Source organism: Pseudoalteromonas sp. HM-SA03, assembly GCF_002289345.1.
Taxonomy (GTDB): domain Bacteria; phylum Pseudomonadota; class Gammaproteobacteria; order Enterobacterales; family Alteromonadaceae; genus Pseudoalteromonas.
This window is the reverse complement of sequence record NZ_NSDG01000029.1, coordinates 87431-108045: the sequence shown is the minus strand read 5'-3', so window position 1 is coordinate 108045 and position 20615 is coordinate 87431. Positions and strand designations below refer to the sequence as shown.

The following is a 20615-nucleotide window of genomic DNA, read 5'->3' as shown; positions in this document are numbered from 1 at the left end:
CTCCTTAGAATGTATTACTGATATTGAAGCTGATCGTCTTCGTATCGTCTTCTTCTTCTTTTTTGAGTGGGTAAGCGAAACTGATCAGCATAGGTCCCATAGGCGAGATCCACTGAATCGATAAACCCGTTGATACTCTGAATCTAGTAGGATCAGAGAAATCAGAAAGTTGATTATATTGATCTTCCGTCAAGTTGCTGTAGCGATCAACGTCAAACTCTGTGTCCCAAATGTTTGCCGCATCGACAAAGAAACTGGTTCTTACAGAGCTGGTATTGTCTTCGTCTAGAAACGGTGTTGGTACGATAAGCTCAAAGCCCGCTAGTGCTTTCGCGTTACCACCAATACGACCACCAAGACTTAATGTGTCAAACTGCTGCTCACCGCCAATACAGCTACCTGTCGTACCGTCTGGTTTAGGTGTACCTGGAATACATCTAGGCGCACGTTGTACAGCACGCGGTAATATCGTATTGCGTTCGAAACCACGAAGTTCCTGCTCTGAAATATGGAAGAACTCTTGGAATGGTAATACTTGCTCAAACCCATTGGTCTCGCCGTAACCGTTACCATAGCCTAAACCCGCTCTCGCTGAGAATACCCAACGATGGTCGTTACTGATTGGCCAGTAAAAACGGGAATCATAATTAATCTTGAAGAAATTAAGATCTGAGTTTGGCGTGGTAACACTCAAGTTTAAACTTTGACGAGAACCTGCGGTTGGGAACATACCACGGTTAATTGTTACACGTGACCAACCTGCGCTTAACTCGTACTTAGTGAAGTCGTAGTCTGCATTTGGATCGCTTTCGTTTAAGAAGCTTTCACGAAGCACGCGTGTTTGCTCGAAGTCTGAAATTTGTGAAAGGCTTTCTTCTATCCAGCGAATACCAAAGTTAACTCGGTTAATCGCATTGATTGGAAAACCAAAGTTAGTACCTAGGCCATAGCTCGTCGATTTATAATCTACGATGCCAAACTTACTCGCGTCAATCTTGGTGTAGAAAATACTGCTTCCTTGCGATACTCCGTCAGGCGTAAAATAAGGGTCAGTGTAAGACACACTATAACGCTCTGAACCACGTGAAGTGTTAATATTGAAGGCAACTTGGTTACCTGAGCCTAGGAAGTTAGACTCACTGACACCAATGTTAAACTGAAGGCCAGCATAAGAACCATAAGCAACGCCAGCTTGGAAACTACCTGCTGGTTGTTCTTTTACTTTAAAGTCAACATCAACCTGATCTTCAACACCTGGAATTGGCTTGACTTCAAACTCTACTGATTCCATATATGGTAAACGTTGAATTTGAAGCTTTGAACGCTCTAGGTTTTGGTTAGACAACCACGCACCTTCAAGCTGCGTCATTTCACGACGCAATACCTCGTCCGCTGTATTTTGGTTACCATTCACTACGATTCGACGCACATACACACGCTTACCAGGGTTTACCGATAGTGTTAATTGTACTTCTTTATTTTCATCATCGATTTCTGGAACGGTTCGTACTTCAGCATTGGCATATCCAAAACGTGCCAAATAGCTCTTAATGAAGTCTTCCGTTGCCGTTACAACTGAGCCGTTATAAAGCTCACCAGCGCGAAGTGGCACTATGCCCTTAATTAAATCTTCACGACCTAATAAGTCACCTATGAAATCAAACCCTTTAACGGTATATTTCTCACCTTCGGTGATGTTTGCCGTAACATAAACTGATTCACGTTCTGGGCTTACGGAAACCTGCGTTGAATCGATATTAAAACGTAAATAACCACGGTCTAGGTAAAAACTGCGGATCTTTTCTATATCGCCTTCAATGGTTTGTTTTTGATAGCGGTCATTAGATAAGAAACGCCACCAAGGCAAGTCCTGCTGAGATTCAATTAGGTTAAGTAGTTCTTCATCCGAGAACAGCTCATTACCAACAAGGTTAATTTGGCGTACAGAAGCGGCATCACCTTCTTCAAACTTCAGCATCAGCTTCACACGGTTACGTGGCAATTCGACAATGCTCACCTCAACCTTAGCGTTGTATTTACCAATACTGTGGAAGAATTCTGTTAAGCCTTTTTCGACACTATCGAGTACCGTTCTGTCTAACGGCTCACCTTGGCGAATATTTTGCTGTTCTAAACTTTCGTTTAGCTGCTCGTCTTTGATGTCTTTGTTGCCATCAAATTCGATCGAGCTGATAGTTGGGCGTTCTTTAACCTTAAAAATAACCTGATTACCATCACGGAATACCGCAATGTTGTCAAAGTGACCAGACTTATACAACGCCTTGATTGTGCGTGAAATGGTAAACTGATCGACATTGTCACCAACGTTGATCGGAATATGTGTCAATGCAGCACCTAGTGCAACGCGCTGCAGCCCTTCTACTTTTAAATCTTCTACGATAAAGGAGTTTTGCCCTAAGGCAGCAAAACTAGCGCCCAGTAAACTGGTTACTGCAATGTGTTTTTTTATAGGCATTTTATTATCTTTATCCTTTACAACAATTTTGGCGCGATACGCTAAGGCCCACTACATCACAACATTCAAACGTTACAGGTTTTGTATTATGTTATCTGTTGTATGCTTGAACAAAAATGCAAACATCTAAACTGCATATAATGTGCACTTTTTAGCACCGCACGGCTTAAAGCCGAGAAACATCATTAAATAGTGCAAAAAATGTTAAGGCAAGAAGAAGCGCTGCTCCAATCTTAAACCCAAACTCTTGTGTCTTTTCAGAGACTGGTTTTCTGCGAATTAGTTCAATCAAGTAATACATTAAATGCCCACCATCTAAGACAGGGAGCGGTAATAAGTTAAAAACTCCTAAATTCACGCTGATAAGTGCTAAGAAGCCTAAAAATGCAACTAACCCATAACTAACACTGTTTCCGGCACTCACCGCGATCCCGACAGGCCCGCTTAAGTTTTTTACCGAGACTTGGCCCGTGATTAAGTTGCCGATCATGTCGAAACTTAAGGCAATCAAGTCGTAAGTTTTACGAATGCCAAGCACCATACTATCTAGGATGCCGTATTGTCTAGTTTCAATATAACCATTTGGCCATTTTTCCATCACAGGCACAACGCCCAAGTAGCCTTGTACGATACCTTCTGGTGACGTTTTTGCCTGAGGTGTTACCGTTAGGGTTTGTAGCTGGCCATCGCGTAAAACATCAATATTTATGGCTTGATTTGCAGATTTTTGAACTCGGCTCACCAACTGTTGCCACGACGCCAATTTGTCACCATTTATCGCAACTAGCGTATCTTCTACTTGCAAGCCTGCTTTGTCGGCAGCCGCACCTTCTTCGATATAACCGAGCTGCAGTGTCAGTGGGGGCCTATATGGCGTAATACCGACTGAGGTCAGCGGCGCTTCATCTTGCTTTTCCAGTTTCCAATCACTCAAACGTAGCGTTCGAATCGCTAAGCTACCCTTTTCATCTTGTACTTTGGCAACCAACAATGGTTCACCCAAATGCGCCATCAATTCGAATGTGACGTCTTGCCATGAGTGCACTAACTCATCATTCAGTGCAATGATGTGGTCGCCTGATTGAAACCCAGCATCCGCCGCAATACTCGTTGAAACAACTTCACCAACGACAGGTTTTACTGATTGGACTCCTACCATATACATCGCAGCTAACGCGACAATAGCAAACAAAAAGTTCGCAACGGGGCCTGCAGCTACCACAGCGATACGAGAAAGAATAGGCTTGTTATTGAAGGCAAGGTGGCGCTCTTGCTCTGGCACATCGTCGACACGTTCATCAAGCATTTTGACATAGCCGCCAAGTGGAATTGCGGCGATAACATATTCGGTTTGGTGTTTGTCATACCACTTAACTAAAGGCTTACCAAAACCGATAGAAAAACGTAAGACCTTAACGCCGGCTTTTCTGGCAACCCAAAAATGGCCATATTCATGAACGGTAACTAAAATCCCTAAAGCAAGAATAAATGAGCCTAAGTGCCAGAAAAATTCAAACATGGTTACCTCAATGTGGCGATAATTTGCTGCGCTCGGTGGCGTGCCGTTCGGTCTGTTTCCATAATAGACTCAACGGATTCTAATACGCTTAGCTCACTTTGCTCAAGCGTTAAGGCATTGACTCGGTAGATATCGCAAAACCCTATCTTACCCTCTAAAAATGCCGCAACGGCGATTTCATTTGCAGCATTCACTGTTGTTGTTGCAGCCTGACCACTACGACATGCGTCAATCGCTAACTTGAGGTTGGGATAACGGTTAAAATCTGGTTTGGTAAAAGTGAAATCGACAATCTGAGAAAAATCTAATGGCTCTACACCGGCGTCAATTCTTTCAGGATAGGCAAGCCCATATGCAATCGGCGTTCGCATGTCTGGCTGTCCCATTTGTGCCAGCACCGAGCCGTCGCGATACTGCACCATAGAGTGGATCATACTTTGTGGGTGGATCACCACTTCAATATCGTCAGCCGAGCAGTTAAATAACCACTTAGCTTCAATAAACTCTAGCCCTTTATTCATCATGGTCGCAGAGTCGACTGAGATTTTTCTGCCCATAGACCAATTAGGATGCGCAACCGCCTCTTCCACAGTTACTGAAGCTAAGGTAGCCAATGAACGCTGCAAGAAAGGTCCACCAGAACCGGTTAATAAAATCTTACTAACACCGCTGTGATTTAGGTTTGAAGATTGTCCCGTTTGAATAGTCGTTGGTAGGCACTGATAAATAGCATTATGTTCACTGTCGATAGGGAGTAAAGTCGCACCATGCGTCTTTACTTTATCCATAAACAGCTGGCCACTCATTACTAACGACTCTTTGTTCGCCAGCAACACTTTTTTACCCGCTTCGACTGCCGCTAAAGTCGGTAACAACCCGGCTGCACCAACGATTGCGGACATCACAATATCCACATCTACGTGGCGAGCCATCTCAGCCATTGCTTCAACGCCATGGAGTACTTCGGTGGTAGTGCTCGTCAAACGTTGAGAAAGTTGCTGAGCTGCGTGCTCAGAGCGCATAACCGCGTACTTGGGTTGATGACATAAACAAAGCTCAGCCATCTTTTCCGCATTTTGCCCTGCAACTAAGGCAAATACACGATATTGGTCTTTATTGCGGCTAACGACGTCTAAGGTTGATAGTCCAATTGAGCCTGTCGCTCCTAGTACTATCAAGTTTTGTTGGCTCATAGCACAACCGTCCAAGCGTAGCAAAAAGCAAAAATGGGAGCTGCAGCCGTTAAGCTATCAATGCGATCTAGAATACCGCCGTGACCTGGCAAACAACGGCCTGAATCTTTAAGACCTACTTCGCGCTTAAACATACTTTCAAGCAAATCACCAACGGCAGAAAATAGCGCGATAATAATGGTCATTGCAGCGTAAATTGGCCACATGTTGATATCAATCGCGGCGAAGTGACAAAACACCAACACAAAAACAACCGCGGTGATCACACCACCTACTAGACCTTCAATTGTTTTATTAGGGCTCACTTTAGGCATGAGCTTATGCTTACCTAAATTCTTTCCAGCGAAGTAGGCGCCAATGTCCGCGCTCCACACTATGCCCAATACCACCATGATAAGGACTGAACCTATGTGTTCGCCATCTTCGTATCCGGCACTACGCATCACGTTTAACGCAAGCCACAGCGGTACTAGCGTCAGTACACCGGCGATAGAGCGCATCATGATCCCTTCATTCCAAGCTCGAGCTGCTCGTGGGTATTTCACCACCAAGAAAGTCGCAACCAACCACCACGCAAAAGCGAGCGTAAATACATAATTAGCATCAGCAACTAAGCGCCCTTGCTGCCATAAGTCCTGTATTGGCCAATGAGTGTTAAGCAATAGAATTAACACCGCCATGACGCCAACGAAAGTAAAACGCTGACGCTTTTGACATAGGCCCGCAAGTGCCGACCACTCCCATGCACCAAGCAAAACGATTAGTGCGGCAATCGTACTAAACATTGCCAACGGTGTATAAAACACCAAAAGTAGAGCCAAAGGTGCAAGCACCGCTGACGTTAGAATACGTTGTTTTAACAAATTTGAACCCTTAACTTGTTGCGTCTTTCTCTGCGAGGAGCTGCTTTATTTGCTCTCCTGTGCATCCGAAGCGTCGCTCTCTAGACACGTAACAAGCAATGGCTTCAGAGAATGCTTGCTCGTCAAAATCAGGCCAAAGCGTGTCGGTAAAATAGAGTTCGGCATACGCAGCTTGCCATAGCAAGAAGTTACTGATGCGGAAGTCGCCCCCCGTTCTGATCAGCAAGTCGAGATTCGCTTGATCGGCCATCGTCATCTGCTCTGTCAAGGCATCTTCGGTTATATCACTCGGTTGCAACTCACCCGTTGCAACTTGTTTTGCAAGGTATTGTGCTGCCTGTGTGATATCCCAACGTCCACCGTAATTTGCTGCAATGTTTAAGTTAAGCCCTGTATTGTCCTGGGTCAATGTTTGAGCTTCATGAACACGCTTTTGGAGGCTGTCAGGAAAACGAGAAAGATCGCCAATAATGGTTAGCTTTACGTTGTTCTTATGTAATTTTTTAACTTCTTTAGACAGCACATAAATAAATAACTCCATTAACGTGCTGACTTCATCTTCTGGTCTACGCCAGTTTTCACTACTAAAGGCAAATAGCGTCAAAGACTCTATGCCTAACTTGGAACAGAATTGTACAGCACTGCGAACCGAATCTACGCCCTTCTTGTGTCCGAAGGCGCGAGGACGCCTGCGAGCTTGAGCCCAACGACCGTTGCCATCCATTATTATCGCAACATGATTTGGCAATGATTGCTGCGAAATAACCTCTGCTTTTAAAACCATAATTCCAATTTAAGTGAAAAAAAACGCCGCCTAGTATACCCTAGGCGGCGCTTCAAGCCTAATAAATTTGTCAGTGTACCTAGCCAAAAAAACGCTAACTGCTCAGAAACAAAGCAAAATTTTCTGCAATACGTAAACAGTGCGTAAACATAAACGCTAGGACATAGACATTTAGATTTCCATCAACTCTGCTTCTTTCGCACTTAGTTGTGTATCCATTTCTTTGATGAACTTGTCAGTCAATTTTTGGATATCATCTTCAGCTTGACGCGCTTCGTCTTCAGAAATTTCTTTGTCTTTTAGCAATGATTTAATATCACCATTTGCATCACGGCGAATGTTACGTACTGCAACACGACCACCTTCAACTTCACCACGTACGATCTTGATTAGATCTTTACGACGCTCTTCTGTTAGCGGAGGAAGTGGAACACGGATCACGGTACCTGCAGACATTGGGTTTAAACCTAAGTCAGAAGACATGATTGCTTTTTCTACCGCTTGTGCAAGCGATTTGTCAAATACACTGATAGCCAGTGTACGAGAGTCTTCCGTCGTTACGTTTGCTACTTGGTTTAGCGGTGTATCTGCACCGTAGTAAGAAACAGAAATACCATCTAGTAACGCAGGGTGTGCACGACCTGTGCGGATTTTAGAAAGCTGGCTTCCAAGTGCAGCCACACTTTTTTTCATGCGCTCTTGAGCGTCTTTTTTAATATCTTCGATCACAATACTTTCCTAGTCTGTTCTTGTTATGCCAGATTATACTCGCAATTTAGAGATTCGCTACTTAACTGCGAGTTGCTGAAATAGTCGTCAGATTATTCTGCTGCTTGAGAAGAGATAAGGGTACCTTCCTCTTCACCCATGATGACATTTTTCAATGCACCCGGTTTATTCATGTTGAATACGCTGATTGGCATATTGTGGTCACGTGCCAATGTAAATGCAGCTAAATCCATCACTTTCAATTCTTTGTCAATCACTTCGTTGTAAGTCAACGTACGGTATAGCGTAGCATCTGGGTTTTTCACCGGATCGTCACTAAATACCCCTTCAACCTTAGTAGCTTTAATCACGGTATCCGCTTCAATCTCGATACCGCGCAAACACGCTGCTGAATCCGTAGTAAAGAATGGGTTGCCCGTACCTGCAGAGAAAATAACAACACGGCCAGATTTTAATAGGCTAATTGCTTCTGCCCAATTGTACGCATCACACACACCATTTAGCGGGATAGCAGACATCAAACGTGCGTTTACAAAAGCACGGTGCAGCGCATCACGCATCGCAAGGCCGTTCATGACGGTCGCCAGCATGCCCATGTGGTCGCCCACAACTCGGTTCATGCCCGCTTCTGCAAGTGAACCACCACGTAAGAAGTTACCGCCACCGATAACCAAACCCACTTCTACGTCGAGCTCTACTAACTCTTTGATTTCTTGTGCCATACGATCCAATACTTTTGGATCGATACCAAAGCCTTCATCTCCCATTAAAGCTTCACCACTAAGCTTTAAAAGAACGCGTCTAAAAACAGGTTTTTTATTGATAGTCATAATATCCGGGCCAATTAAAAGTGAGGTAAAAAATAACCGCGCTTATGCTAGACATAAATGCGCGGTTATTTTAGAGAATTTTCAGCAATGACGCAAAGCTAATGTCAGCTTTTACGTCATTAGGCATCACAATAAGTGATTACTGGCCTTTTGCCGCAGCGATTTGTGCTGCAACTTCTGCTGCGAAGTCTTCTTCTTTCTTCTCGATACCTTCACCTACTTCTAGGCGAACGAATGAAGAAACAGATGCATTCTTCTCTTTAAGGTAGTCACCCACTGATTTCTTAGGTTCCATGATGAAAGCTTGACCAGTAAGAGAGATCTCACCAGTGAACTTCTTCATACGACCAACAACCATCTTCTCAGCGATTTCAGCTGGCTTACCTTCGTTCATTGCGATTTCAACTTGAACCGCTTTTTCTTTTTCAACTACTTCAGCAGGTACGTCTTCTGGGTTTAGGTAGTCTGGCTTAGAAGCAGCAACGTGCATTGCAACGTGCTTAAGTGTTTCTTCGTCAGCATCACCAGCTACAACAACACCGATACGCTCGCCGTGACGGTAAGCAACTAGCTTGTCACCTTGGATGTAAGAAACACGACGGATGTTCATGTTCTCACCGATTTTAGCTACTAGTGCAACACGAGTCTCTTCAAACTTAGCTTGTAAGTCTTCAATAGTTAGTTGCTCAGCTACAGCTGCGTCAGCAATTTCGTTAGCAAATGCAAGGAAGCTTGCATCTTTTGCTACGAAGTCAGTTTGACAGTTAACTTCTACTAGTGCAGCAAAACCTTCGCCTTGCTTGATGATGATTGTACCTTCAGCAGCGATGTTGCCTGCTTTTTTAGCAGCTTTAGCAGCACCACTTTTACGCATGTTTTCGATTGCTTGATCGATATCACCGCCAGTTTCTGTCAGTGCTTTTTTACAATCCATCATGCCAGCGCCTGTGCGCTCACGAAGTTCTTTTACTAGGGCAGCAGTTACAGCCATTAGAATATCCTCAAATCTGAATTCAGTTCTTGATAAAACCAACCTTAGGTTGGCTGAATATCAAATCAAGTACAGCTCGCCTCAATTTGATAAAAATCCGTTATCTTTCAAGGTCTGCTTGGCAAACAACGGGATAAGCAGTTAATCGCTTATAAAGAATATCAAGTCTTCACCAATAATTTGATGAAGACTTGATGACAGCTAATACCTAATCAGGTAATTACTCAGCTTCAACGAAGTCGTCGTTTTCTGCTTGAGCAACGATGTTGCTTTCACGACCTTCAGTGATAGCAGTCGCTACTGCACCAGTGTATAGCTGGATTGCACGGATAGCGTCGTCGTTACCAGGGATGATGAAATCAACACCATCTGGGTTAGAGTTAGTATCAACAACAGATACTACTGGGATACCTAGGTTGTTAGCTTCACGGATAGCGATGTGCTCGTGGTCAGCGTCGATAACGAAGATAGCGTCTGGAAGACCGCCCATATCTTTGATACCGCCAAGGCCTTTTTCAAGCTTTTGCATTTCACGAGTAAGCATTAGCGCTTCTTTCTTAGTAAGCTTCTCGAAAGTACCGTCTTGGCTTTGAGTCTCAAGCTCTTTAAGACGCTTGATTGATTGACGAACTGTTTTCCAGTTAGTCAACATACCACCTAACCAACGGTGATTTACGTAGAACTGCTCACTTTGGATAGCCGCCTCTTTAACTGCTTCGCTTGCAGCGCGCTTAGTACCTACGAAAAGGATTTTGCCTTTGTTAGATGCTACGTTCTGTAAGAACTTAAGTGCATCGTTGAACATAGGAACAGTTTTTTCTAGGTTGATGATATGAACGCGGTTACGTGCACCGAAGATGAACGGCTTCATCTTAGGGTTCCAGTAACGTGCTTGGTGACCGAAGTGAACACCAGCTTGAAGCATATCGCGCATTGAAACGTTTGCCATTGTATATTTCCTCTAAAAGTTAGGGTTAGGCCTCCACATATCCCATAGCACCAACACGAAGTTTTTATAACTGCATGCACCCAAGTGTATGTGTCGATATGTGTGTGTGTTAATATTAATAAGTGTGTTGTCTTAACTACAAACATTCATTCTCATCGTGTGAGGAAGAATTATTTGTAAAAAGACGGCGCGCTTTATACCATATATAAAGAATTAACTCAATCTTATGCGTAAAATTTGTGCATAATAAATGTTCATCTAAATTGACTTGGAGTCTAAATGAGTGCAGTGATCAAAACCCCTGAAGAAATCGAAAAAATGCGTGTTGCCGGGCGTTTAGCCGCGGAAGTACTGGAAATGATCGAGCCGTACGTTAAGCCAGGGGTGACCACCGACGAATTAAACACCATTTGTCACAACTACATTGTTGATGAGCAAGGCGCTGTTCCTGCACCGCTAAATTATCACGGCTTTCCGAAGTCTATTTGTACCTCAGTTAACCACGTTATCTGTCACGGTATTCCAAACGATAAACCGCTAAAAGAAGGCGATATTATCAATATCGACATCACTGTGATAAAAGATGGTTATCATGGTGATACGTCAAAAATGTTTTACGTCGGTACACCAACTATCCAAGGTAAGCGCTTAAGCGAAATTACGCAAGAGAGTCTATATCTTGCGATAAAAATGGTAAAACCGGGCGTACGTTTGGGTGATATTGGCGCTGCAATCCAAAAGTATGCGGAAGGCTTTAACTACTCTATCGTGCGTGAATATTGTGGTCACGGCATTGGTAAAGAATTCCATGAAGAGCCACAAGTAATGCACTACGGCAAACCAGGTACTGGCGAAGTGCTCAAAGCTGGCATGTGTTTGACTATCGAGCCTATGGTTAACGCCGGTAAGCGCCAATGTAAGCTACTAAAAGACGATTGGACTGTTGTTACCAAAGACCGTAGTCTTTCGGCGCAGTGGGAACACACGCTGCTTGTCACAGATAATGGCGTTGAGATCTTAACGCTGCGCAATGATGAGACGATTGAGCGGGTCATTACACATTCAGCTTAATTACAAAAGCATTTGTCAAAGCCAGCCACATTGCTGGCTTTTTATTGCGAAACTCACGCTACAACTGTTACGCATCTTCTGTGTTTAGATATCAGTTACGCGCGATACTAGTTGCCCAATCCTTGACCCTTCACCTTCTCGTCACTCGCAATTCTTATTTATTTAGTGTAAAACAGGACTCTACTGTTTTTGCGCGCATGACACAGGATCCTAAGTGGCATTACCGAACAAAGTGAAGACGCTTCTCGACGAAGCACAAGAACTTACCGATTACCGTGATTGTCTTGCTTTTTTCTACAAATGGTTGAGCAATCAATTTGCCAAGCAACCCGTTAGAAACCTAATTAACTCTCGAGCCGAATTTATCGACCGATTATTAATTAAACTGTTTAATGAAACCGGACTGTCGCACCAACCAGACTTGTCTCTAGTCGCCATTGGCGGTTACGGTCGTGGTGAATTACACCCGTTCTCTGATATCGATTTTTTGGTGCTGACCAAATCAATCCCCTGTGAAGAAGTGACCAGCTGTTTGGAGCGTTTTGTCACTTATCTATGGGATTTAGGTCTAGATATTGGTCATAGCGTAAGAACCCATGAACAAGTCCTAGAACAAAAACAAAATGACGTTCACTTTGCCACAAGTCTGCTGGAAAGCCGCCTAATTTGTGGTAACCACATTGAGTATGAACACCTCAAACGACATATCGTTGAAACCCCAATTTGGCAATCTAGTGACTTTTTTATCGCCAAGGTCAACGAGCAGAATATTCGCCATAAAAAATGCCACGGTACCGCCTATAACCTTGAGCCTAATATTAAAGAAAACCCCGGTGGCCTTCGCGACCTGCAAACCATTTTTTGGGTCGCTAAAAAGCACTTTCGCGCAGAAACGTTGGAAGAGTTGATCAATCACGGATATTTGACCCATGAAGAATATCAAGAGCTGTTAGAGTGCATCGAGAACCTGTGGAACATTCGCTTTGCGCTGCATCTGGCCGCTGGTCGCAGTGAGAACCGCTTACTGTTTGACCATCAACCACATGCCGCAGAACTCCTCGGTTTTGGCTCTGAAGGTAAAGCCTCAGTCGAGCGTATGATGAAACGCTTATTTAGGATCATGAGCCGAGTGCGTGAAATGAACCAGATGCTGCTCTCCTATTTCGAACAAAGTATTCTTCCTGAGCAGTTGGAACAAGAAGCAGTCCCTCTCGACAGAAACTTTGAGCGTATTGGCAATAAAATTCGCGTTAAGAACCCCTCGGTCTTTTTCCGTCGAGAGAATTTGTTTGTCCTCTTTGAACATATTGCAGACAATCCTAAAATTAATCAAATTGACCCAAGTACCATACGTACTATGCGCCAAGTCAGACGCCGTTTATTAGGCGATTTGCAAGATTACGCAGGCTGTCGTGACGCTTTTTTAAGGTTATTGAAACACCCTAATGGCATGGGCCGAGCGTTTACTCTGATGCACAAACACGGGATCATCGCCGCCTATTTACCGCAGTGGCGAAATATTTTTGGTCAAATGCAGTTCGATCTATTTCACGCCTACACAGTGGATGAGCATACCCATAAGCTTATCAATAACATCTACCGCTATTTCGATAAAGAGCATATTAGCGAGTTCCCGATTTGTTCTGAAATTGTTGCCCGCATGGACAAGCCCGAGCTACTCTACTTAGCTGGGATCTTTCACGATATTGCCAAAGGTCGAGGTGGCGACCATTCCGAACTTGGTGCCGTTGACGCCATGGCATTTACCAAAATGCACGGTTTTACCGCTTCCGACGCTAAATTAGTAGCTTGGCTGGTGCAAAATCACCTACTGATGTCTGTCACAGCTCAGCGTAAAGATATTAACGACCCCGATGTTATTGCTGAATTTGCACAAAAAGTGAAAAACGAACGTCAGCTAGATTATCTCTATTGCTTAACAGTTGCCGATATTCGTGCCACCAACGACAATCTCTGGAACGACTGGAAAAATACGCTCTTACGCGAGCTGTATTTGCATACTCAGCGGGCATTACGCTTGGGCCTTGAAAACCCAATGGATATGCGCGATCAGATCCGTGATAAGAAACGTCAAGCCAAGCAACGGCTGATTAATTTGGACTACTTCGAAGAATACATTGACCTTATTTGGTCACGCTTTAAGGCCAATTATTTTACTGCCTTTAGTGAACAGCAGATCTCTTGGCATACTGAGCACCTATTACAGTCTGATGACTTAAGTCAGCCAAGCGTGATCGTCTCTGACAAGCCCATGCACGGCGGGACACAAGTATTCGTATACAGTCCTTATGAATCTGCGTTATTCGCCAAACTGGTCAGTGTAATAGGTTCTAAAAAAGCACAGATCCAACATGCTCAGGTCATGACTACAAAAGACGGCTATGTTGTTTTTAGTTTTGTTATCCTAGAAGTGAATGGCGACCCACTCAGTACTGGCCGTGCAGCGGGGATCAGAAAAGGCTTGGAAACATTACTGAAAGACCCAAAAAGAAAGATCCGCGTTAAGAAAAACCGCTCACAGAAATTTAAAGACTTTAATATCAAACCTAAAATTATATTGCGCCCACACGCACGCGACGATCGCAGCCTAATTGAAATTCAGGCCATTGATATTCCGGGGTTACTGACTAAAATTGCTGAGGTATTTCAGGCCTATTCACTACATATTCATGCCGCGCGCATTACAACCGTCGGCGAACGCGCAGAAGACTTTTTCGTCGTCTCAAATAAAGATTACAAGGCACTAGATGAAGTACAAAAAGCAGAGCTTCATCGCGCCCTACTCAAAAAATTAAATGCTGAAACAGATTAACGAGGAATTTATGTCTGATTTAAAAACGACTATTGAAACCGCGTGGGAAAACCGCGATACCATTACTCCAACCACGGTATCAGACGAAGTAAAACAAGCGATTGTCAACGCATTGGAAATGCTAGATTCAGGTGCAGCGCGTGTTGCTGAAAAAATTAGTGGTGAGTGGGTTGTACACCAATGGTTGAAAAAGGCGGTACTCCTGTCTTTTAGAATTCGTGACAACCAACCAATGAGCGATGGCGTTAACCAGTTTTACGACAAAGTACCATTAAAATTCTCAGACTATACGCCAGAGCAGTTCCAACAAGGTGGTATGCGCGTAGTACCAAACGCGGTAGCGCGTCAAGGCAGCTTTGTCGGTAAGAATGTGGTACTTATGCCGTCTTACGTTAATATTGGTGCTTACGTCGACGAAGGCACCATGGTAGACACTTGGGCGACCGTAGGCTCGTGTGCACAGATCGGTAAAAACGTACATCTATCTGGTGGTGTGGGCATTGGTGGCGTTTTAGAGCCGCTACAAGCCAATCCAACGATTATTGAAGACAACTGTTTTATCGGCGCACGTTCTGAAATTGTCGAGGGTGTGATTGTTGAAGAAGGTGCAGTTATCTCCATGGGTGTCTATATTTCACAAAGTACTCGTATTTACGACCGTGAAACAGGCGAAACCCATTATGGTCGCGTACCAGCCGGTGCAGTGGTAGTACCAGGGTCACTACCGAGTAAAGATGGCTCTCATAGCCTGTATGCAGCAATTATTGTGAAAAAAGTAGATCAGCAAACCCGCGAAAAAGTTGGGATCAATGCACTACTTCGCTCACTAGACGATTAATTGTCACGATAGTTTCAAACAAGGGAGCTTTCTGCTCCCTTTTTCATGTATTACCAGCGGTAGTCCAGTGACACTAGAATGTTTCTTGGTCTTCCGGGAAAGTACCTTTCACCACTAAATGAAGTGTAATCGGCACGCTCAGCGTAACGTTCGTCGGTTAGATTTTTCACTCTCATCGTCAACGCCAAATGCGGATTTACCTGCCACTTTCCTCGTAAGCTCAGTAAATCGTGACCAGAATAACGATGAAGATTTTCGGGGTCAGTAAAATACTCTCCTACATGGTGCCAAGCTAAAGACCAACTGAGATTATCCCGTACTTGCCAGTGTAATTGGGCGTTAATGACGCTCCTTGGTGCTGAATCTAGATCGTTACCATTAATATTGATGCCACCAAGAATATTATCTTGTTCATAGGTATGCTTAGCACGCGTTGCGGCGAGATCTAGTTGCCAATGTGCTGTGAATGAATAACTCAGCTCCAACTCCACACCTCGGTGTCTTGAGCGACCATCGTTAATATAGAAAAAGTCGCTATCTCGGAAGATCAAATTTTCTTTTTCCATGTCATAAATCGCGACCTGATAGCCAAGACTATCTGCACTCCCTTTTAGGCCAAGCTCGATATTGTCCGCCTTTTCTTCCTCTAGCGATGTTTTTACCTGCTCTCGCTGCAATTGGTAAAGCTCAGCAGTTTGTGGTGCGCGATAGCCTTTGGACACGTTAGCATAGGCAATATGCCGCTCAGTAAACGCATAGCTTAGGCCAAATTTTGGTGAAAAATAAGCAAAGCTATCTCTGCTACTGGCTGGGCGACTATAACGACATCCTCCCATTGCACACACCGAGCCATCTTCTTTGGTGCGCCCAGTAGGCAAAAAGTTGCGATAATCGTACTTCATTGACTCAAAACGACCGCCCAGTTCAACTAACCAGTTACCCTGTCGCCAACTGAGATTTGCAAAAGGCGCGAGTTGCCTCGCATCTACTTCATAGTCGTAATGCTTTCCTGTAGGAATAGTTGAGCGCAAAAATGCAGAGCCTTCAGTCGGCGTAGGCTGATACTGCAACATCTCGCCTTGGGTATATTCCGCATCCATTCCCCAATCTAGTTGTATTGAGTCACTTAATTCAGTGTGTATAAGCGTTTGCAGCCCCACACCAGTTTGACCATTTTCTTCAAACGGCTTACCCGGCAAGAAATGCTTAACAAATTCCATCTCTTGCCAGCGTACATAAGGTTTTATCAGTACGGTGTTGCTATCATCAACGTGCCCGGTTATTTCTGTCCAAGCTCTAAATGACTCAGCCTTTCTAAATGCTTCAGGGTTTTTGTTTTGCTTTGCCAATTGCTTATTTTTATAGCTATCCACTCCGGTTACATAACCTGCTGTTTGCTGATCTAAGTGGGTGTATGTTATTCCAGATACGACACCAACCTTCTCGCCTTCATATTGGTGTTTGACGCTCAACTTTTGTTGCTCAACGCTTTCCTCGTCACGATAACCCATATCCTTTGTAAGGGTTAACACTGCGCCCAAGCCAAGGGCTTTGTCGCCAGCTTGTATCCTAGTTCGACTATAACCATAGGAGCCGATATCTAGTGCGATCCTAGGTGTTTTTTGAATGCTGTTTGAAGTAATCACATTGACCACTCCATGCACCGCATTAGAGCCATACAACACGCTATTTGGCCCTTTTAGCACTTCAATACGCTCTGCCGCTTCAAAGTGCGATTCAAATAGTTCATTAATATTACAAAAACCTGCGGCTCTGAGTGCAATACCATCTTCAGCCATTAAAATGCCGCCACATGCGCCTGCACCAGAGAGCACTTGTGAGCGCAATGCAGGTAGATACTCTTGACCATTACCATGTTGTACATTTGCGCCAGCAACGAGCCTCAACGCCTTTTCGATATGCGTGACGCCTGTGTCATCTAATTGAGCTTCCGTGAGCAAAGAGAGGCTTACAGGGCGCTCTCCTGCCGTCTCAGCCAATCTGGATGCCGTAGTAGTGATGATTTCAAATTCGTTGTTCTCTGTCGCTTCGCTAAGTTGTGGTGCAAGGGCACAACTTGCAAAGACCAACACCATTTTTTTCATTTTGATACCAATTGTATTAGGGCCTGTTGATCTTTGCTGTTTGATTTTTGTTCTCCTGAGTGTGTTTTGGTCGCGACGCTCGACTTGCCGCCTAGTAATCTAGGCAAAAGTTGAGCAACAATGAACAAAGCCCACTCAGGTGAACCCAAAGGGCAGCGCTTGATTAGCATTTCTACTGTGTTCTCGCCTGACTCACATAGAATAACTATGCTACGCAGGCTCTGCCTTGTACAAATACCAATCAAACTGCTGCAAAAACAAACTTGAAAGGTAAACAGGCCCTAACTCGATTACAAGGCAAAAAGAAAGGGCTACACAGCCCTTTCGTTTTCTTTACCACTAAGCGTTATGCTTGTCTCGCCTCTAACATCAAGCGCTTCATATCTCGTACTGCCTTTTCCAGTCCATCAATTGCCGCTCGAGCAATAATGGCATGACCAATGTTAAGTTCGTAGATTTCTGGCATTTGTGCAATCGGTTTAACGTTATGGTAATGCAAACCATGGCCAGCGTTGACGATAAGACCTAGGCCATGAGCATACTGAACGCCCTCACGAATGCGCTCAAGCTCAGCGCTCATTTCGATGTCGTTCTCAGCATCAGCATAAGCACCGGTGTGGATCTCAATGTAAGGCGCACCGCTTTGCTTTGCGGCATCTAGCTGCTTTTTATCCGCGTCGATGAACAAGCTTACTTTGATACCTGCATCAGCTAGACGCTGAGTTGCCGCTGTGATCTTATCTAGATTACCCGCAACGTCTAAGCCACCTTCCGTGGTTAATTCTTCGCGCTTCTCTGGTACTAGGCAAACATATTCAGGCTTTACTTCGCAAGCGATATCGAGCATTTCGTCAGTTACTGCGATTTCTAGATTCATACGTGTTTGGAGGGTTTTTGCCATCACGTAAACATCGCGATCTTGAATATGGCGACGGTCTTCACGTAAGTGAATAGTAATGCCGTCGGCACCTGCGTGCTCAGCTACTGCGGCTGCATGTGCTGGATCAGGATAGCTAGTGCCACGCGCCTGACGAAGCGTTGCAATATGGTCTACGTTGACGCCGAGTAAAATATCTTTCATCGTTTATCCCTTGATAATATGACGTAGCAAGTGGATCACCCACTTATTACCGCGATACCAATTTACCGATTTATACTTTTGATTAAATTGGTATTATTTCTTTGAAATAAATAGTTCTCTACTTTTCAGCCCTTGCTTACCAACCAGCGGTGCCATTAACTTGCGTGTTAATAGCTTAGCCGCCCTTCTCACGGCAAGGTCTTGGAAATCTTGATTGGCAATGGCCAATAACATACTGCCCGGTATCGTATCAGGTTCACGACCGACTGCAATAAAACCGTACTCAGATACGTACTTATACGCGGCTTTTGGCCGTACTGGATTACCTTCAGCGTCAAATTCCAGTTCCACCCCGAAACCCAGCTCACCCAACAATTGCAACTCAAAGCTGCGTAAGATAGGTTCCACATCTTCATCTTGGGCCAAACGCATTAAATGTAGTTGATAGAGCGCAAAGATCTGCTCTAGCGGTTCGTTCGTTGGTACCACGCGTTGCGTTAGCTCATTGAGATACAAGCCGCAATATAACTGCCGCCCAACGAGTTGGATTTGATTGTCTGTGGGTTCAAAACGGTTTAGGTATTTAAAATCGTATCTGCCTGCATATTGCAGTAAAAGTAATGAAAATGGCCGCAGCTGGGCATTATGTTTGAGGGATTGCTTGCCCTTTACTCGGGCAAGCATTTTGAGTTGTCCAACGCCTTCGACCAGCACGTCAAGCAGTACCTGAGAATCGCTGTAAGGTCTGCGATGTAACAGATAGGCCTGTCGAAAGTCGCTATCCAATCAGTCTTCTCCGTACCCTAAGCTACGAAGAGCACGTTCGTCGTCTGCCCAGCCAGACTTCACTTTAACCCAGCACTCGAGATAGACTTTGTTGTCTAGCATGTTTTCAAGATCTTTACGCGCTTCGCGACCGATCACTTTGAGCTTTTCGCCTTTGTTGCCGATCACCATGCGTTTTTGTGATTCGCGCTCAACAAGGATCAACGCGTTGATCTGCCAAACACCATTGTCTTGCCACTTAAACTGTTCGATCTCAACCGTCACCGAGTACGGTAGTTCATCGCCCATAAAACGCATCAGTTTTTCACGCACGATCTCAGCCGCCATAAAACGCATTGAACGATCGGTAACATAATCTTCAGGGAAATAGAATTCACACGCAGGTAAACGCTTGTGCACTTCTTCTCTGATCATATCAACGTTTTTACCTTGCTTCGCAGAGATAGGTACGATCCCGATAAAATCTCCTTGTTCACTCAACCACTGAATATGTGGCATCAACAAGTCTTTATCTTTTACCTGATCGGTTTTATTCATCACCACTAAGATAGGACGACCGCTGTCTTTGACTTTAGCCAATACCATTTCATCATCAGGCGTCCAATGCGTCCCTTCAACAACAAAAATAACCAGTTCAACGTCGCCAATTGAGCTTGATGCTGCTCGGTTCATTAAGCGGTTAATTGCACGCTTTTCTTCAATATGAAGTCCTGGCGTATCAACGTACACCGCTTGATAGTTACCCTCTGTATGGATCCCCATGATGCGGTGACGAGTGGTTTGTGGTTTACGCGAGGTAATACTTACCTTTTGCTCAACCAATTTGTTTAATAGTGTCGATTTACCTACATTAGGTCTACCGACAATGGCAATCATGCCGCAATGTGTATCAAGCGTCATTCTTTAATATCTTAAGCGCTTTTTCGGCAGCTTTTTGCTCAGCTTTACGTCGCGAGCTGCCTACTGAAATTATACTCTCCATCCCTTCCACTATACATTCGACCGTGAATGTTTGGTTGTGAGCTTGCCCTTTGGTATCTATTACAGTGTAGCCCGGTAAAGGTAACTTTCGAGCTTGTAGATACTCCTGCAGCAGCGTCTTCGGGTCTTTTTGATTATGACCAGGAGAAATCGCAGTTAAGCGTGATTCATACCAGCTTAGTACCAAATCTCTACACACATCGATGTCAGAGTCTAAGAAAACGGCACCAATAATGGCTTCTACTGCATCAGCGAGCGTTGACTCACGGCGAAAACCGCCGCTCTTCAATTCACCTGGACCTAGTCGCAGATAATCACCCAGCGCGAATTCCACACCGAATTCCGCCAGCGTTTGACCACGCACTAACGTTGAACGCATGCGGCTTAAATCACCTTCACGCGCTTTTGGAAACTTGTGATACAAAGCATTTGCAATCACAAAGCTTAAAATAGAGTCGCCCAAAAATTCGAGACGCTCGTTGTGCTGGCCTTTGTGACTACGATGCGTCAAAGCCTGCTCAAGCAGCGCCTTATCAGAGAAGTTGTACCCTATTTTATTATAAAGTTCTTCTACGTTTCTTTTCAT

The 20615-nt window shown here is 44.4% G+C and carries 17 protein-coding genes; 3 read left to right on the top strand and 14 right to left on the bottom strand.

Annotated features, from left to right (window positions below; translation table 11 throughout):
* Positions 1–4 precede the first annotated feature (4 nt).
* The 9 genes from bamA to rpsB form a co-directional block, all read right to left on the bottom strand.
* The gene (gene bamA, locus CKO50_RS06285; protein ID WP_095727464.1) at positions 5–2476 is read right to left on the bottom strand and encodes an outer membrane protein assembly factor BamA; all 2472 of its coding nucleotides are present in this window, start codon (positions 2474–2476) and stop codon (positions 5–7) included.
* Between the two features lie 166 nt (positions 2477–2642).
* The gene (gene rseP, locus CKO50_RS06280) at positions 2643–3995 is read right to left on the bottom strand and encodes a sigma E protease regulator RseP (RefSeq protein ID WP_095727463.1); all 1353 of its coding nucleotides are present in this window, start codon (positions 3993–3995) and stop codon (positions 2643–2645) included.
* Positions 3996–3997: 2 nt separating this feature from the next.
* Positions 3998–5188 (bottom strand): 1-deoxy-D-xylulose-5-phosphate reductoisomerase, encoded by a 1191-nt coding sequence (gene ispC, locus CKO50_RS06275; protein WP_095727462.1) that lies wholly within the window; start codon positions 5186–5188, stop codon positions 3998–4000.
* On the bottom strand, positions 5185–6051 hold the full coding sequence (locus CKO50_RS06270) for a phosphatidate cytidylyltransferase (protein ID WP_095727461.1): 867 nt from the start codon (positions 6049–6051) through the stop codon (positions 5185–5187). Before CKO50_RS06270 ends, ispC begins: the two co-directional genes overlap by 4 nt.
* Positions 6052–6061: 10 nt before the next feature.
* Positions 6062–6835 (bottom strand): isoprenyl transferase, encoded by a 774-nt coding sequence (locus CKO50_RS06265; protein ID WP_095727460.1) that lies wholly within the window; start codon positions 6833–6835, stop codon positions 6062–6064.
* Positions 6836–7006: 171 nt separating this feature from the next.
* A complete protein-coding gene (gene frr / locus CKO50_RS06260) occupies positions 7007–7564 on the bottom strand; it encodes a ribosome recycling factor (RefSeq protein WP_010371327.1) in 558 nt (185 codons plus the stop codon).
* Positions 7565–7656: 92 nt separating this feature from the next.
* Positions 7657–8394 (bottom strand): UMP kinase, encoded by a 738-nt coding sequence (gene pyrH, locus CKO50_RS06255; protein ID WP_010371324.1) that lies wholly within the window; start codon positions 8392–8394, stop codon positions 7657–7659.
* A 139-nt stretch (positions 8395–8533) separates the two neighbouring features.
* A complete protein-coding gene (gene tsf / locus CKO50_RS06250; RefSeq protein ID WP_010371321.1) occupies positions 8534–9385 on the bottom strand; it encodes a translation elongation factor Ts in 852 nt (283 codons plus the stop codon).
* Positions 9386–9605: 220 nt separating this feature from the next.
* On the bottom strand, positions 9606–10334 hold the full coding sequence (rpsB, locus tag CKO50_RS06245) for a 30S ribosomal protein S2 (protein ID WP_010371318.1): 729 nt from the start codon (positions 10332–10334) through the stop codon (positions 9606–9608).
* Positions 10335–10613: 279 nt separating this feature from the next.
* Here rpsB and map point away from each other — a divergent pair, with 279 nt between their 5' ends.
* The 3 genes from map (at position 10614) to dapD (ending at position 15076) form a co-directional block, all read left to right on the top strand.
* Positions 10614–11405 (top strand): type I methionyl aminopeptidase, encoded by a 792-nt coding sequence (gene map / locus CKO50_RS06240; RefSeq protein WP_095727459.1) that lies wholly within the window; start codon positions 10614–10616, stop codon positions 11403–11405.
* A gap of 214 nt (positions 11406–11619) precedes the next feature.
* The gene (glnD, locus tag CKO50_RS06235) at positions 11620–14238 is read left to right on the top strand and encodes a [protein-PII] uridylyltransferase (RefSeq protein ID WP_095727458.1); all 2619 of its coding nucleotides are present in this window, start codon (positions 11620–11622) and stop codon (positions 14236–14238) included.
* A gap of 10 nt (positions 14239–14248) precedes the next feature.
* A complete protein-coding gene (dapD, locus tag CKO50_RS06230) occupies positions 14249–15076 on the top strand; it encodes a 2,3,4,5-tetrahydropyridine-2,6-dicarboxylate N-succinyltransferase (protein WP_039497128.1) in 828 nt (275 codons plus the stop codon).
* Positions 15077–15126: 50 nt separating this feature from the next.
* Here the strand turns inward: dapD and CKO50_RS06225 are convergent, their stop codons facing one another.
* From CKO50_RS06225 to rnc, 5 genes are all read right to left on the bottom strand, one after another.
* Positions 15127–17181, bottom strand: a complete 2055-nt coding sequence (locus CKO50_RS06225; protein ID WP_095727457.1) for a TonB-dependent receptor — start codon at positions 17179–17181, stop codon at positions 15127–15129.
* Positions 17182–17527: 346 nt separating this feature from the next.
* Positions 17528–18262, bottom strand: a complete 735-nt coding sequence (gene pdxJ, locus CKO50_RS06220; RefSeq protein ID WP_095727456.1) for a pyridoxine 5'-phosphate synthase — start codon at positions 18260–18262, stop codon at positions 17528–17530.
* Positions 18263–18355: 93 nt separating this feature from the next.
* Positions 18356–19048, bottom strand: coding sequence for a DNA repair protein RecO (recO, locus tag CKO50_RS06215; protein ID WP_010606763.1), 693 nt, complete (start codon positions 19046–19048; stop codon positions 18356–18358).
* Positions 19049–19948, bottom strand: a complete 900-nt coding sequence (gene era / locus CKO50_RS06210) for a GTPase Era (protein ID WP_010371295.1) — start codon at positions 19946–19948, stop codon at positions 19049–19051.
* Positions 19938–20615, bottom strand: a complete 678-nt coding sequence (rnc, locus tag CKO50_RS06205) for a ribonuclease III (RefSeq protein WP_010371291.1) — start codon at positions 20613–20615, stop codon at positions 19938–19940. Before rnc ends, era begins: the two co-directional genes overlap by 11 nt.